We start from the raw sequence: 13,672 nt of genomic DNA on the forward strand, positions 1-13,672 counted from the left end.
AAATGTCGGCGTCGCGGTCGTAGTAGACGCGCATGATTGTTCTCCTAGGACAAAGAAAGATGCGGCGCCTGCGCAACGGCGCCGCGGTAAAGCCGGGGGTGTGAAGCGGTTTTTTGCTCGTAGGTCAAGGGAAGGCCCACGGTCAGAGGCTCAGGCGCGCCATGCTGATCGAGTCGACATAGGCGCCGTCCCGCCAGGCGTAGGCGCGGTGCAGGCCTTCGCGCTCGAATCCGAAGCGTTCGTAGAGGGCGATGGCGCGCTGGTTGTCGGCATAGACGCTGAGTTCCAGGCGCTTGATGTTCCACCAGCGTTCGGCGAGGTCGACGACGGCGGCCATCAGGGCCGTCCCCACGCCGCGGCCGGCGTAGGCGTCGTGCACCGCCATCCCGAGGCTCGCCGTGTGGATCCGGCGATGCCAGGGCTCGCGGTGCAGGCCGATCGAGCCGACCACGCGGCCATCGGTCTCCGCCACGAGGGCGCGGTTGTTGTGATCGGTCGCGTCGAAGCGCTTCTGGCGCATCTCCACCGAGGTGAGCGGGGTCTGCAGCGTGCCCCAGACGGCGCGCGGCTGGTTCATCACCTCGGTCATCTGCGGGACGTCGCCGGGCTCCATGGCGCGAATGACGATCTCGGGCGGCTGGCTCATGATCCTCTCCAAGGCGGGGAGGACGGGGCCAGAAAAAAGCCCCGTCCGGATCCCGGCGGGGCTGGTGTTCGGTTCTTCCGCGGCTTCGCTCGCTAGCGCACGACATCCCCTACCGGCCCGCCGGAGGCGGTCGGAATAAGGCGTACGTTCATGGCGAAGGCGCCGCGCATGAGAAGGTGAATACCCCCGCCGCGCCCGAATGGCAAAGCCTCAGCCCGTGCGCGCCGGCGCGAACCGTGGCATCTGCAGCGCATGATCCTGCGGACCGCCACTTGCGCCTGCGGGCAGGTGCGCGCCGCCTGCCGGGGCGAGCCCTCGAAGGTCTCGCTCTGCCACTGCCTAGAGTGCCAGCGGCGCACCGGAGGGCCGTTCGGCGTGGCCGCGTTCTTCCCGCGCGCGGCGGTCGAAGTCAGCGGCGAGACGCGCGAGTTCCGCCGGCCGGCCGACAGCGGCTTCGACGTGGTGTTCCGCTTCTGCCCGCACTGCGGAGCCACGGTCTGGTGGGAGGCGCTGCGTAAGGCCGACATGATCGCGGTGGCGGCGGGCGCCTTCGCGGACCCGGACTTCCCGGCCCCGAGCCAGGCGGTCTACGGCGAACATCGCCACGCCTGGGTGCCGGAGGACCTGGTCTGATGCCGATCGAGGTCACCTCGGCCATCACGCTCGCCGACGACGAAGTGCAGGTCCGCGCCGTCCGCGCCTCGGGCCCTGGCGGCCAGCACGTGAACAAGGTCTCCACAGCCATCGAGCTGCGATTCGACGTGGCGGGATCGCCCAGCCTGACCGAGCGGGTGCGGACCAACCTGTCGAAGCTCGCGGGTTCGCGGCTGACCCAGGATGGCGTTCTGGTGCTGGTCTCCCAGGAGCATCGCTCCCAGGAACTGAACCGTCAGGCGGCGCTGGAGCGGCTGTTCGAACTGATTCGGGAGGCGGCCAAGCCGCCGCCCCCGCCACGCAAGAAGACCCGGCCCACCTACGCCTCGAAGCTGAAGCGCCTCGATGGCAAGGCCCGGCGCGGCGCCGTGAAGGCGAAGCGGGGGCGCGTGCGCGGCGACGACTAGCTGTTGTCGACGACCTCGGCCGCCGGGCCGTTCTTCTTGATGCTGTCGATGGCGTTCTGCGCGCTGGCCTTGGACGCGTAGCCCTCGGTCGAGAACATGACTTCGCTGTTGTATTTGAAGCGGACCCGGAACTCGCCCGCCTTGTCCTTGTAGATCTCGAACGTGTGAGCCATGCGCGGCCTCCTCATGATTTGATCGGGAGACGATAGGAGAGCCACGACGACGGGAGTGTGGCAACCACTAGCCGCAATCGCCTATAAGGTCCCCGCCATGGTCCGGATTCCCCTGCTCGGCGTACTCGCCGCCACCGCCCTCGTTTCCGCCTGCGCGCCGACGCTCGGCCCCCCGCCGCCCAGCGCGCCGCCGCCGCCGCCGATCTCGACGACGGCCGAGTTCAACGCTCAGGACTTCGCCTGGTCTCAGAAGGCCGGCGCCAACGTCATCGCCGGCCGGGTGATGTACCGGGAAGGCGCCGTGCGGTTCACCTGCGCCGGCTCCACCGTGGTGCTGACGCCGGAGACCCCCTGGTCGCGGCGGCGGATGGCCGCGCTCTACGGCTCGGGCGACCACGCCGCCCTGCCCGTGGCCGACGTGCGGGCCCGCACCGCCAGCGCCCCGCCCGGCGACGCCAATCCCTATGTGAAGCGCACCACCTGCGACGCGGCCGACCAGTTCGCCTTCGGCGGCCTGCCCGATGGGGCCTGGTACGCGATCACCGTGGCGCGGCCGGCCGGCTCCAGCGGCGGCGACACCCTGGCCCTGATGCGCCGCGTCGTCACGCGCGGCGGCAAGATCGTTCCGCTGACGCTCTGACCGCGCGGGTCAGACGAGGCCCGTGAGCCGGGCCGTCTGGTAGCCCGCCAGGATCAGGACCAGCACGCCGACGGCGATCGTCAGGACCCGCACGGGCGCCAGCTTGACCACATGGCCGGCCAGGGGCGCGGCCGCCAGCCCGCCCAGGATCAGTCCGCCGATCGCGGCGGCATGGGCTCCGACCCCGCCGCCGTCGCGCCAATGGCCGGACAGCAGCGCCGCCAGGAACGTCGCCGAGATGGTGGCCGTCACGAAGAACTCGGCGGTGTTGGTGGTCCCGATGCTCTGGCGCGGATCGGCGCCGGAGCCCACCAGGGCGCTTGTGACGGTGGGCCCCCACCCGCCTCCGCCGATGGCGTCCATCATCCCGCCGACCGCGCCGAGCGGCGCGCTCCACCGCAGGGGGAACGGCCGCGCCTGGGCGCCGCGCCAGGCCCGGTAGAGGATCAGCACGCCCATCAGCGCCAGATAGCCGGTGATGAAGGGCTTCAGCACCGTCCCGTCGATCGAGGTCAGAAGGAAGGCGCCGGCCGCCCCGCCGACGCAGCCCCCCAGCGCCAGGGGCGCGAACAGCTTCCAGTTCACGTTGCGCGCGACAGCGTGAGAGCCGGCCGAGGCCGCCGTCGTGAAAACTTCCGCCGCATGCACGCTGGCCGACGCCGTGGCCGGCGGCACGCCGAACGCCAGCAGCACGGTCGAGGAGATCACCCCATAGGCCATGCCCAGGGCGCCATCGACGATCTGGGCCAGGAAGCCCACGAAGACGAAGATCAGGAAGTCGTGCATCAGGGTCCGTCTCCCGTTCGGGAAACGGACCCTTCGCCTTTAATCCTAGTTAGTCGATAGAAATAATCTGATTACGGCTGCAGATCGGCTCAGTGCACCTGCGCCTTGCCGATCTCCAGGCCGTCGGCGCCGGGCTTCACGCTGATGACCGAGCCGTCCTCGAGCTCCCCGGCCAGCAGCTTGCGGGCGATCGGGTCGATCAGGTCCTTCTGGATCACCCGCTTCAGCGGCCGCGCGCCGTAGACCGGATCGTACCCGCGGTCGCCCAGCCAGTGCAGCGCTGACGGATCGAGCGCCAGCGTCATGCGACGGTCGGCCAGCAGCTTCTCCACCCGCTGGAGCTGGATGCCGACGATGTCGTCCATCTCGGCGCGGCCCAGCCGCTTGAACAGGATGATCTCGTCGATCCGGTTCAGGAATTCGGGCCGGAAGTGATGGCGCACCACCTCCATGACCTGCGGCCGCGCCGTCTCGACGTCGTCGCCGTCGGCGAGCTCGGCCAGGAACTGCGAACCCAGGTTCGAGGTCATGATGATCAGCGTGTTGCGGAAGTCGATCGTACGGCCCTGGCCGTCGGTCAGGCGGCCGTCGTCCAGCACCTGCAGCAGCACGTTGAAGACGTCCGGGTGGGCCTTCTCCACCTCGTCGAACAGCACGACCTGGTAGGGCCGGCGGCGCACCGCCTCGGTCAGCGCCCCGCCTTCATCGTAGCCGACGTAGCCGGGGGGCGCGCCGATCATGCGGCTCACCGAGTGCTTCTCCATGTATTCGCTCATGTCGAGCCGCGTGACCGCCGATTCGTCGGCGAACAGGTACTCGGCCAGCGCCTTGGTGAGCTCGGTCTTGCCCACGCCCGTCGGGCCCAGGAACAGGAACGAGCCGATCGGCCGGTTCGGATCCTTCAGCCCGGCGCGCGCCCGGCGCACGGCGTCGGAGACGGCGACCAGCGCCTCCTCCTGGCCGACGACGCGCTTGCGCAGGCCGTCCTCCATGGAGAGCAGCTTCTCGCGCTCGCCTTCCAGCATCTTCTCGACCGGCACCCCGGTCCAGCGGCTGACGACGGCGGCGATCTGCTCCTCGTCGACCACCTCCGGCGCCATGGCGTCTTCCTGGCCCTCGGCGGCCTCGGCCTCGGCCAGCCGCCTCTCGAGCTGCGGGATTTCGCCGTAGGCGATCTCCGAGGCGCGCTGCAGATCCCCGCGGCGCTGGGCGTTGGTCAGCTCGATCTTGAGCCGGTCCATCGCCTCGCGCGCCTGGGCGGCGGAGCTGACCTTCTCCTTCTCGGCCTTCCAGCGGGCGCTCATCTCGGCCGACTCGGCTTCGAGCTCGGCGAGTTCCTCCTCCAGCTTCTCCAGCCGCGCCTTCGAGGCCGCGTCGGGCTCCTTGGCCAGGGCCTCGCGCTCGATCTTCAGCTGCACGACGCGCCGGTCGATCTCGTCCAGTTCCTCGGGCTTGCTGTCGACCGCCATGCGCACGCGGCTCGCCGCCTCGTCGACGAGGTCGATGGCCTTGTCGGGCAGGAAGCGGTCGGTGATGTAGCGGTTCGAGAGCGTCGCGGCCGCCACGATGGCGCTGTCGGAGATGCGCACGCCGTGGTGCACCTCGTACTTCTCCTTCAGGCCCCGCAGGATCGAGATGGTGTCCTCGACCGTGGGCTCCTCCACCATCACCGGCTGGAAGCGGCGGGCGAGCGCGGCGTCCTTCTCGACGTGCTTGCGATACTCGTCGAGCGTGGTCGCGCCCACGCAGTGCAGCTCGCCGCGCGCCAGCGCCGGCTTCAGCAGGTTGGACGCGTCCATCGCCCCGTCGGTCTTCCCGGCGCCGACCAGGGTGTGCATCTCGTCGATGAACAGGATGATCGAGCCCTCGGCGGCGGTCACCTCGTTGAGCACCGCCTTGAGCCGCTCCTCGAACTCGCCGCGGTACTTCGCCCCGGCGATCAGCGCGCCCATGTCGAGCGACAGCAGCTTCTTGTCCTTCAGGCTCTCGGGCACGTCGCCGTTGACGATGCGCAGCGCCAGGCCCTCGACGATGGCGGTCTTGCCGACGCCGGGCTCGCCGATGAGGACGGGATTGTTCTTGGTGCGGCGGCTCAGCACCTGGATCGTGCGCCGGATCTCCTCGTCGCGGCCGATCACCGGGTCCAGCTTGCCGTCGCGGGCGGCCTGGGTCAGGTCGCGCGCGTAGCGCTTGAGCGCGTCGTAGCCTTCCTCGGCCGAGGCCGAGTCGGCCGTGCGGCCCTTGCGCATCGCCGTGGCGGCCTCTTCCAGGCCCTTGGGCGTCACACCCGCGGCCTTCAGCAGGTTGGCCGCCTCGCCGCCTTCCTTGGCCAGAGCGATCAGCAGCCGTTCCGTGGTCACGAAGGCGTCGCCCGCCTTCTTCGCGCCATCCTCGGCCTCGGCGAACACCCGGGCCGTTTCGGGCTTCATGTAGAGCTGGCCCGAGCCGCCCTCGACCTTGGGCAGCTTGGCCAGCGCCGCCTCGGCGGCGTTGTCCACCTCATCCGGCCGGCCGCCGGCGCTCTGGATCAGGGCGCGCGACAGACCATCGCGCTCCTCAAGGAGGACTTTCAGGATGTGCTCGGGCGCGAGCTGCTGGTGGCGTCGGGCCAGAGCCAAGCTCTGCGCCGACTGGACGGCTTGCTTGGCGCGGTCGGAATAGATGTCGATGTTCATAGGATCCCCAACTCAGGCGGATTGCCGCCGGCCGCCTTGATCAAGCGCAGCCCGCTGACCCTCCCGATGTAGTGTGGCAATTGCGCCACACAAGCCCCCGCGACGCCCCGCGCGCGATGTCTTTTGGAAGAACTTTGAAATGCGAACGCTGCGCGGCGAAATCGCCGCTCCAGCGACCCTATCCGGCCAAACCCGTGACCATGGCGCCACAGCCGCCGCCTCCCGCGTCGGATAACGCGGATTCCCTTTGTGTGTAAGGGAATCCGCTGCTTAGCCGACCGCCCCTTGCAGGTCCGCCCTCCCATAAACCCGGACCGCAGGAGGGGAGAACGAAAATAATGAGAGTAGCAATGCTGTACCGCACGACGGCGCTGGCCGGCGTGCTCGCGGGGCTGTTTGCGCCCGCCGCCTTCGCGCAGGAAGACACCTCGGCCCGGGCGATCCAGGAGATCGTCGTCACCGCCCAGAAGCGCGAGCAGAGCCTGCAGGACGTGCCGATCGTGGTGACCTCGGTCAGCGGCGCCCTGCTGAAGAACGCCGGCGTGCACGACATCCGCGACCTGACCGTCCTGACGCCCGGCCTGACCGTCACCTCGACCTCGAGCGAGGCGAGCGTCACCGCGCGCATCCGCGGCATCGGCACGGTGGGCGACAACCCCGGCCTGGAATCGTCCGTCGGCGTCGTGATCGACGGCGTCTATCGCCCGCGCAACGCCGTCTCGTTCGGCGACCTCGGCCCGGTCAGCCGCATCGAGGTGCTGAAGGGCCCGCAGGGCACCCTGTTCGGCAAGAGCACCTCGGCCGGCGTGATCAATGTCGTCACCGACGCGCCGTCGCAGGACTTCCGCGCCGAGGGCGAGGCCACCTATGGCAACTACAACCAGTACGGCCTGACCGCCTCGGTCAGCGGCCCCATCAACGACCGCGTCGCCGCGAGCCTGTTCGCCGGCACGCGTGCGCGTGATGGCTACCTGCACGTCGTCACCGGTCCCGGCCCGCGCACCAAGACGCGCGACAACGACCAGAACTTCTACACCTTCCGCGGCCAGCTCGCCGGCGAGCTGACCGACGACATCGATTTCCGCATCATCGCCGACTACACCAAGCGCGACGAAAACTGCTGCGCCGCCACCCAGCTCTTCGTGGGCCAGGCCGCCAACAGCCGCGCCAACATCATCAACGGTCTGCATCCCGGGTCGCTCGACGCGACCTCGACGCCGTTTGACCGCGTCGCCTACTCGAACCGCTCGACGAGCCAGGACATCGAGGACAAGGGCGTCTCGGCCGAGCTGAACTGGAATCTCGGCGACGGGATGAAGCTGACCTCGATCACCGCGATCCGCGACTGGCGCGCCGAGACGGGCCAGGACAGCGACTTCACGGCGGCCGACATCGCCTACCGTCCGTCCGACGGCTCCAACTTCGTCGACTTCGCCCAGTTCAGCCAGGAAATCCGCCTGGCGGGCGACGCCGCCGACGGCCGGCTGAACTGGCTCGTGGGCGGCTTCTACGCCAACGAAGACCTGAAGAGCCGCTCGATCCTCCGCTACGGCGCCGACTACTACAACTACCTGGCCGGCAAGGTGCTGGGCGGCGTCCCGGCGCTGATCGGCCTGACTCCCGGCACGGTGCTGCAGCAGGGCGCGGGCTCGGACGACCGCTACAAGCAGAGCGACGAGACCTTCGCGCTGTTCACGAACGACTCGTACAAGATCACCGACGAGCTCGAACTCACCGTCGGCCTGCGCTGGACCCGCGACCAGAAGAAGCTGGACGCGCGCTACGCGACCACCGGCGGATCGTGCACCAAGGCGGAGGCGGCCTACCCGACCCTGGCCGGCCTGCTCGGCCCGGCCACGGCCGGCGCGATCACCGGCGGCCTGTGCATCAACTTCGAGAACCCGGACTTCGACAACCTGGGCCTGCTGACCCAGAAGCGCACCGAGAACGAGTTCTCCGGCACGGCCAAGCTGTCGTACCGCTGGAACCCGGACATCATGACCTACGCGTCGTATTCCCGGGGCTACAAGGCGGGCGGCTTCAACCTCGACCGCGAGCAGAACACCGTGGTCACCGCCGCGGGCCTCGACTTCGCGGCCGACCCGGACACCCACTTCGCGGGCGAGTTCGTCGACAGCTACGAGCTGGGCGCCAAGACCAGCTGGTTCGACCGCAGCCTGCTGCTCAACGTGGCGGCCTTCTACCAGAAGTTCACCAACTTCCAGCTCAACACCTTCATCGGCACCTCCTTCGTGGTGGAAAGCCTGCCGGAGGTGGTGTCGCAGGGCGTGGACCTCGACTTCATCTACCAGCCGCCGATCGACGGGCTGAGCTTCCAGGGCGGCGTCACCTACGCCGACACCGAGATCCAGCCCTTCACGGCCGCCGACCTGAACAACCCGTCGCGCTTCTCGAGCCTGCGCCGCCTGCCCGGCGCGCAGCTGTCGTTCGCGCCGCTCTGGTCGGCCTCGCTGGCCACGAGCTACGAGCGCGAACTGGCCAACGGCCTGAAGTTCAAGGCCAACCTGACGGGCAAGTACACGTCCCGCTACAACACTGGCTCGGACCTGCACCCCTCCAAGGTCCAGGGCGAGATGGTGCTGGTGAACGGCCGCATCGGGCTCGGCGCCGCCGACGACCGCTGGACCGTCGAGCTGTGGGGCAACAACCTGTTCGACAAGGACTACATCCAGGTCGGCTTCAACGGCCCGTTCCAGACCGACGAGAACAACGATGCGGTCAGCGTCTACGACGCCTTCCTGGGCGCCCCGCGCACCTACGGCGTGACCCTGCGCCTGAAGTACTGAGACTTTCGGACCCGTCGAGGTTCGAGGCGGCGGCCCGGCGGAAGCCGGGCCGTTCGCGTTTGGGGGCGCTTCAGTTCGGCGGGTTGTGCTTCTCGAGGAAGCCGACGACGGCGTTGAGCATGTCGCGCCGCGCATCGGCGCGGCTGAACCGCCAGTCGCCGTCCTCCAGCGCCACGAATTCGAAGGGCTTGCCGGCCTTCTTAAGAGCCTCGGCCATCGCCTTGCTGTTGTCGAACGGGTACCGGACGTCGTTCTTTCCGTGGACCAGCAGCACGGGGATATGGGCCTTCGCCGCCTGCTTCAGGGGCGAGTAGCGGGCCAGGCGCGGGTCGTCGGGCCCATCCACGCCGAGCTGCTGCTTCAGTGTCTGCTCGGCCTCGCTGCCGCGTTTGACGCCGGTCTTCGGCCAGCGCAGCTCGAAACCTCCGTCGATCGAAGCGGCGCAGCGATAGGGCTGGTTGTCGAAGGTCGCGCCGCCCATGGCGGCGTAGCCGCCATAGCCCTGACCGACGATGCACACCCGGCTCGGATCGATGAGCCCGCTGGACGCCAGGGCCCCGACGCCGTCGGCCAGGTCGGACTGCATCCCTCGCCCCAGTTGGCCTTCGCCGGCCTTGCGCAGCTCCGCGCCCAGCCCGGCCGTGCCGCGAGTGTTCACCTGAAGGACCGCATATCCCCGTGAGGCCAGCGCCTGCACGAACCAGTTGAAGCCGGGGAGGTCGCGCTCGCTCGGCAGATCATGGGGCACCACGATCAGCGGCAGGTTGCGCGCCTGAGCCCGCCCCGGCGGCCGCGTCAGATAGCCGGAAAGGTCGAGGCCGTCGGCGGCCTTGAACCGGATGCGGCTCTGCGCGCCGACGTCGGCCTCGGAGAGACCGGGGTATTCGCGGCCGATCCAGTGGCCGTGATGCTGGTCCAGGTCGATGTAGGCGAAGCCGGGGCTGCTGCCCGGCGCATCGACCCAGGCGACCAGCTTCCGGCGATCGTCCGACCAGGACCCCACGCTCGCCTCGATCGCCGGATAGGCCTCCGAGACCTTCTTCATCGCCGCATCGTCGGCCGGGTCGAGATAGGTCTGCACGAAGGCGTCCCCGTCCCACCCATAGTGGCCGAGGACCCTTCCGGTCTGCGGGTCCGTGAGAAGCCTGTGCGAACCAGGCAGGACAATGTCCGGCGCGGCCGTCCCGCCATCGACCCGAACCTGCTTCAGCACGCGTCGATCGCCCTCTCGAACGGTGTAGTCGACCGCCCGCCCATCGGCGCCCAGCCCCGCGATCGTCGCCGCCTCGCTGGCTTTGGACGCCGTTAGGATCGCCCGCCAAGCCTTTCCGTCCCGGATCTCCAGCGACCAGGTCCGCGCCTTGTCGTCATACATCTCCCGGGCGATGGCGCGTCCATCAGCGTCCACGAGCCATCGGCGACTGCCTTCGACCGCCGGCTCGGCGACCTTGCTGTGGCCCGTCTCGAGGTCGACTTCGTAGAGCGCCACATAGCCACGGTGGTCGACCCACTGGAGGCCCGACAGGAGAACCACCGTGCGGCCATCGACGGTGCGCACGATCGGCGCGCCCTGGACGTTGTTGAGATCGGTCTCGGTGTCGCCGAGCAGCGGTCGCAGCTTCTGCGTCGCGATGTCCAAGTCATGCACGCGGCGCCAGTCCCACAGGCCGCCCGTCGCGTTCGGCGGATTGAACTGCACCGCCGTCGTGATGAGCACATGTCCCTCGCCGGCCCATCGGACGGCCTGGACCGGAATCTCGCCGAACACCACCTTCGCCTTGAAGGCCCTTGTCGCCACGTCCTGGATCGTCAGCGTGACCTGCTGCCCGTCGGTCACGACGATCGCCAGTTGGTCGCCGCTGGGCGACACAGTGACGACCTGGATGGCGGGCAGTCGCGAGTAGGCCTCCAGCGGGGCCGCGGCGGCGCCTGTCAAGCTCAGGAGCGCCGTGGCCAGACCGGCGAGCGCATTGCGAACAGCCCGCATGGCGGAAGACCTCTTCATCTTGGGGACGCGCGACATGCCTCAGCTCGGCGGGTTGTGCTTTTCGAGGAAGGCCATGGCGGCCTTCAGCATGTCCAGCCGCGTCTCGCCGCGCGAGAGCCAGTGGTCCTCGCCCTTCTCCACGACCAGTTCGTACGGCTTGCCTGCGCGATCCAGCGCGTCGGCCATGATCTGGCTCTGCTCCAGGGGCACCACCGTGTCGTCGCGGCCGTGAATCATCATGACCGGAATTCCGACGCGGTCGGCGTGCAGGGCGGGCGAGATGTCGCCCAGCACACCGTCCGCGGCGTCCTCGGCGCCCATGAACCGGGCCCAGTAGCGCAGCGCCGGCGCGCCGTTGTGGCTCCGCGCCCACTGCACCATGCGCTTCAGGTCGGATGGTCCCGCCACCGAGACCGCGCAGCGATAGACGCCGGTGTCGAGCGTGGCGCCCGCCAGCGCCGCGTAGCCGCCGTAGCTCGCGCCGACGATGCAGACCCGCTTCGGGTCGATGGTCCCCTTGGCGGCAAGGTAGCGCACGCCGTCCGAGAGGTCGGTCTGCATCTTGCGGCCCCACTCGCCATAGCCCGCTTCGAGCAGGGACGCGCCGAAGCCGTCCGATCCCCGGAAGTTGACCTGCAGCACGGCATAGCCGCGCGAGGCCATGGCCTCGGCCCACCAGTCGAAGCCGGGGGTGTCGCGCGCCGCCGGGCCGCCGTGCGGGAAGACCACCAGCGGCAGCTTCTGCGCCGGCCGGCCGCGCGGCAACGTCAGATAGCCCGACAGCGCCATCCCGTCGGCGGCGCGGAACCGGATCGGCTCGCGCGGCGAGATGTCGGCGGGCGTGAGGTCGGCGTACATGCCGCCCAGCCAGTCGGCCGACCGACCGATGAGATCGACGATGGCGAACCGCGGCCCATCCCTCGGGGAGTCGACCAGCACCACGATCTTTCGCCGATCGGTGGACCAGGACTGCAACTCGACGCGGCTTCCCGCGAAGGCTGCGACGATCGCGTTCCAGGCCTTCTCGTCGGCGGGATCGAAAAAGCGGTAGCGGCCTTCGTCGCCGACCAGGGCGTACTCGCCGATCAGCCGGCCGTCGAGAGCCTGGCGCAAGGCGCCCTGGGCATCGTCCACGTCGATCGGTTCGGTCACCGAGCCGCCGTCGACCCCCACCTCGCGCCAGGTCCAGGCGCCGCCGTCGCCGCGGATCGCGTAGGCGACCGAATTCCCGGCGCGCCCCAGGCCCAGCAGGATCGGCCGATCGAGCGGAGCCGTCGCCGAGACGGCCTCGCGCCAACCGTTGTCGACCTTGACCTTGATCGACCACTGGCCTGTCCCGTTCACGTACAGCTCCTGCGCCAACGGCTGGCCCTGGGGGTCGACGACCCAGTCGATGGTGTCGGGCTCGCCCGTGGCGACCAGGCGCGTCGCGCCGTTGTCGAGGTCGATCCGGAACAGCGAGATCAGGCCGCGGCCGCCGCTGAAGATGACGCCCTGGGCGAAGACCATCGGTTCGCCCCGATACATCCGCACGACCGGAATGCTGACGATCGCCGACAGGTCCGCCTCGGCTTTGCCCATCAGCGGCCGCAGCTTCTTCTTCCTGATGTCGATGACGCTACCGAAAAACCACTCGCGGTAGCCGTTCACGACGTCGAAGGCGTTCGAGGTGTTGGACGCCACGACGAGCAGGTGATCATCGCCCGCCCACTGCACGTTGCGGATCTTGTGGTCGCCGACGAAGCCGCGAAGCGTGATCTCGCCGCTGGCCAGTTCCTTGACGACGATGGTGCGTTGTTCGCCGTCCGTCACCACGATCGCGATGGCGTGACCACTTGGCGAGACCGTGGCCGATTCGATGGTCGGCAACTTGCCGTACGCTTCCAGAGGCGCGGCGGCGGCGGCAGTCACCACCAGGAACGCGGCGGCCAGGCCGGCCAGTACAAGACGAACAGGACGCATCGCGAAACCGGCCCCCACCTGACGCAATCCGAGATTGCCGCGCGGGCCGGTTCGCGGCAAGCGCGCCCGCCTATGCCGTCGCCGTTACCAGCCAGCAGGCGGCGGTGAACCGCGCGGTTCCGTGCTCGACAAAGGGCGCGAAGGCGGCGTCCAGCAACTCCGCGGCCTTGCGGCGCGTCGCCTCGTCGGCCTCGCGCAGGGCCAGGCCCACCGGCCCCAGGTTCAGCGCATAAGCCAGCAGTTCGGCCTCGGCGACCGCGCACCTCTCGTCCAGCGGCGCGACCTCCACGCCTCGCCAGCCGCTCGCCTCCAGGATCGCCCGCACCCGCTCGCCGTCGGCGAACGCGAACTGGCCGGGCGCCCCGGGTTCGGGCGCCTTGGGCGGACCCAGGATCGGCGCGACGGCCGCGGCGGCGGCGGTCATGAAGCTGTTCTCCAGCGGGCTTCGCCAGGCGACGAAGGTCAGCCGGCCGCCTTGGCGCACCCCGCGCCGGATGTTGGCGAAGGCGGCCTCCGGATCGGCGAAGAACATCACGCCGAAACGCGAGATGACCGCGTCGAAGCCGGCCCGCTCGAAGGCGTGAGTCTGGGCGTCGGCCTCGACGAAATCGGCGTTGGCGAGGCCTTCAGCCGCCGCCCGGTCCCTGGCGGCGGCCACGAGCGAGCCCGAGATGTCGACGCCTTGGGCGAAGCCCCGCGGCCCCAGCCGCCGCGCCATGGCCAGGGTGGTCGCCCCGGCGCCGCAGCCGATGTCGAGCACGCGCCGCCCTTCGCCGGGAAACGCCTGGGCGGTCAGGCGCGCCTCGAAGGGGGCCAGCATACGGTCGAGCACCCCCTGCATCTCGACCCAGATCGGGCCGCTGGCGGTGTTCCACAGCTCGGCCTGCTGCTGGTTGGGGGCTTGGTCGGCGGTCATCGGGCGGGTCCTTCGGCTT

11 protein-coding genes are annotated in these 13,672 nt (G+C 69.5%); 4 read left to right on the top strand and 7 right to left on the bottom strand.

The features are described from left to right. Positions 1-142: 142 nt before the first annotated feature. Positions 143-646 (bottom strand): GNAT family N-acetyltransferase, encoded by a 504-nt coding sequence (locus GC203_RS10255; protein ID WP_293453923.1) that lies wholly within the window; start codon positions 644-646, stop codon positions 143-145. Positions 647-898: 252 nt separating this feature from the next. On the opposite strand from GC203_RS10255, the gene GC203_RS10260 reads away from it, so the two are divergent. Both GC203_RS10260 and arfB read left to right on the top strand, forming a co-directional pair. Continuing rightward, positions 899-1,279, top strand: a complete 381-nt coding sequence (locus GC203_RS10260; protein WP_293453925.1) for a GFA family protein — start codon at positions 899-901, stop codon at positions 1,277-1,279. Beyond that, positions 1,279-1,707: an alternative ribosome rescue aminoacyl-tRNA hydrolase ArfB gene (gene arfB / locus GC203_RS10265; RefSeq protein ID WP_293453927.1), complete on the top strand. Its 429-nt coding sequence runs from the start codon at positions 1,279-1,281 to the stop codon at positions 1,705-1,707. Before GC203_RS10260 ends, arfB begins: the two co-directional genes overlap by 1 nt. Here the strand turns inward: arfB and GC203_RS10270 are convergent. Continuing rightward, positions 1,704-1,880: a YegP family protein gene (locus GC203_RS10270; RefSeq protein ID WP_293453929.1), complete on the bottom strand. Its 177-nt coding sequence runs from the start codon at positions 1,878-1,880 to the stop codon at positions 1,704-1,706. The genes arfB and GC203_RS10270 overlap by 4 nt on opposite strands. A 97-nt stretch (positions 1,881-1,977) precedes the next feature. Between GC203_RS10270 and GC203_RS10275 the strand changes: the two genes are divergently transcribed. Continuing rightward, positions 1,978-2,520, top strand: coding sequence for a hypothetical protein (locus tag GC203_RS10275; protein WP_293453931.1), 543 nt, complete (start codon positions 1,978-1,980; stop codon positions 2,518-2,520). Between the two features lie 9 nt (positions 2,521-2,529). On the opposite strand, the gene GC203_RS10280 is transcribed toward GC203_RS10275, so the two are convergent. Both GC203_RS10280 and clpB read right to left on the bottom strand, forming a co-directional pair. Next, positions 2,530-3,306 carry a sulfite exporter TauE/SafE family protein gene (locus GC203_RS10280; protein ID WP_293453933.1) on the bottom strand — a complete coding sequence of 259 codons (777 nt, stop codon included), beginning with the start codon at positions 3,304-3,306 and terminating at the stop codon, positions 2,530-2,532. An 89-nt stretch (positions 3,307-3,395) separates the two neighbouring features. After that, on the bottom strand, positions 3,396-5,981 hold the full coding sequence (clpB, locus tag GC203_RS10285; protein WP_293453935.1) for an ATP-dependent chaperone ClpB: 2,586 nt from the start codon (positions 5,979-5,981) through the stop codon (positions 3,396-3,398). Positions 5,982-6,331: 350 nt separating this feature from the next. Between clpB and GC203_RS10290 the strand changes: the two genes are divergently transcribed. Beyond that, on the top strand, positions 6,332-8,788 hold the full coding sequence (locus tag GC203_RS10290; protein ID WP_293453937.1) for a TonB-dependent receptor: 2,457 nt from the start codon (positions 6,332-6,334) through the stop codon (positions 8,786-8,788). Positions 8,789-8,858: 70 nt separating this feature from the next. On the opposite strand, the gene GC203_RS10295 is transcribed toward GC203_RS10290, so the two are convergent. From GC203_RS10295 to GC203_RS10305, 3 genes are all read right to left on the bottom strand, one after another. After that, complete coding sequence (locus GC203_RS10295; RefSeq protein WP_293453939.1) at positions 8,859-10,775, bottom strand: prolyl oligopeptidase family serine peptidase; 1,917 nt, start codon at positions 10,773-10,775, stop codon at positions 8,859-8,861. A gap of 39 nt (positions 10,776-10,814) precedes the next feature. After that, on the bottom strand, positions 10,815-12,737 hold the full coding sequence (locus GC203_RS10300) for a S9 family peptidase (RefSeq protein WP_293453941.1): 1,923 nt from the start codon (positions 12,735-12,737) through the stop codon (positions 10,815-10,817). A gap of 70 nt (positions 12,738-12,807) precedes the next feature. Then, positions 12,808-13,653 carry a class I SAM-dependent methyltransferase gene (locus GC203_RS10305; RefSeq protein ID WP_293453943.1) on the bottom strand — a complete coding sequence of 282 codons (846 nt, stop codon included), beginning with the start codon at positions 13,651-13,653 and terminating at the stop codon, positions 12,808-12,810. Positions 13,654-13,672 lie beyond the last annotated feature (19 nt).

Source organism: Phenylobacterium sp. (genome assembly GCF_016124325.1).
Taxonomy (GTDB): Bacteria; Pseudomonadota; Alphaproteobacteria; order Caulobacterales; family Caulobacteraceae; genus Phenylobacterium.

Coding starts and splice junctions, on each gene's coding strand:
- GC203_RS10305 (WP_293453943.1), bottom strand. CDS start 13,653: ATGACCGCCGACCAAGCCCCCAACCAGCAGCAGGCCGAGCTGTGGAAC.
- GC203_RS10300 (WP_293453941.1), bottom strand. CDS start 12,737: ATGCGTCCTGTTCGTCTTGTACTGGCCGGCCTGGCCGCCGCGTTCCTG.
- arfB (WP_293453927.1), top strand. CDS start 1,279: ATGCCGATCGAGGTCACCTCGGCCATCACGCTCGCCGACGACGAAGTG.
- GC203_RS10290 (WP_293453937.1), top strand. CDS start 6,332: ATGCTGTACCGCACGACGGCGCTGGCCGGCGTGCTCGCGGGGCTGTTT.
- GC203_RS10295 (WP_293453939.1), bottom strand. CDS start 10,775: ATGCGGGCTGTTCGCAATGCGCTCGCCGGTCTGGCCACGGCGCTCCTG.
- GC203_RS10280 (WP_293453933.1), bottom strand. CDS start 3,306: ATGCACGACTTCCTGATCTTCGTCTTCGTGGGCTTCCTGGCCCAGATC.
- GC203_RS10255 (WP_293453923.1), bottom strand. CDS start 646: ATGAGCCAGCCGCCCGAGATCGTCATTCGCGCCATGGAGCCCGGCGAC.
- GC203_RS10260 (WP_293453925.1), top strand. CDS start 899: ATGATCCTGCGGACCGCCACTTGCGCCTGCGGGCAGGTGCGCGCCGCC.
- clpB (WP_293453935.1), bottom strand. CDS start 5,981: ATGAACATCGACATCTATTCCGACCGCGCCAAGCAAGCCGTCCAGTCG.
- GC203_RS10270 (WP_293453929.1), bottom strand. CDS start 1,880: ATGGCTCACACGTTCGAGATCTACAAGGACAAGGCGGGCGAGTTCCGG.
- GC203_RS10275 (WP_293453931.1), top strand. CDS start 1,978: ATGGTCCGGATTCCCCTGCTCGGCGTACTCGCCGCCACCGCCCTCGTT.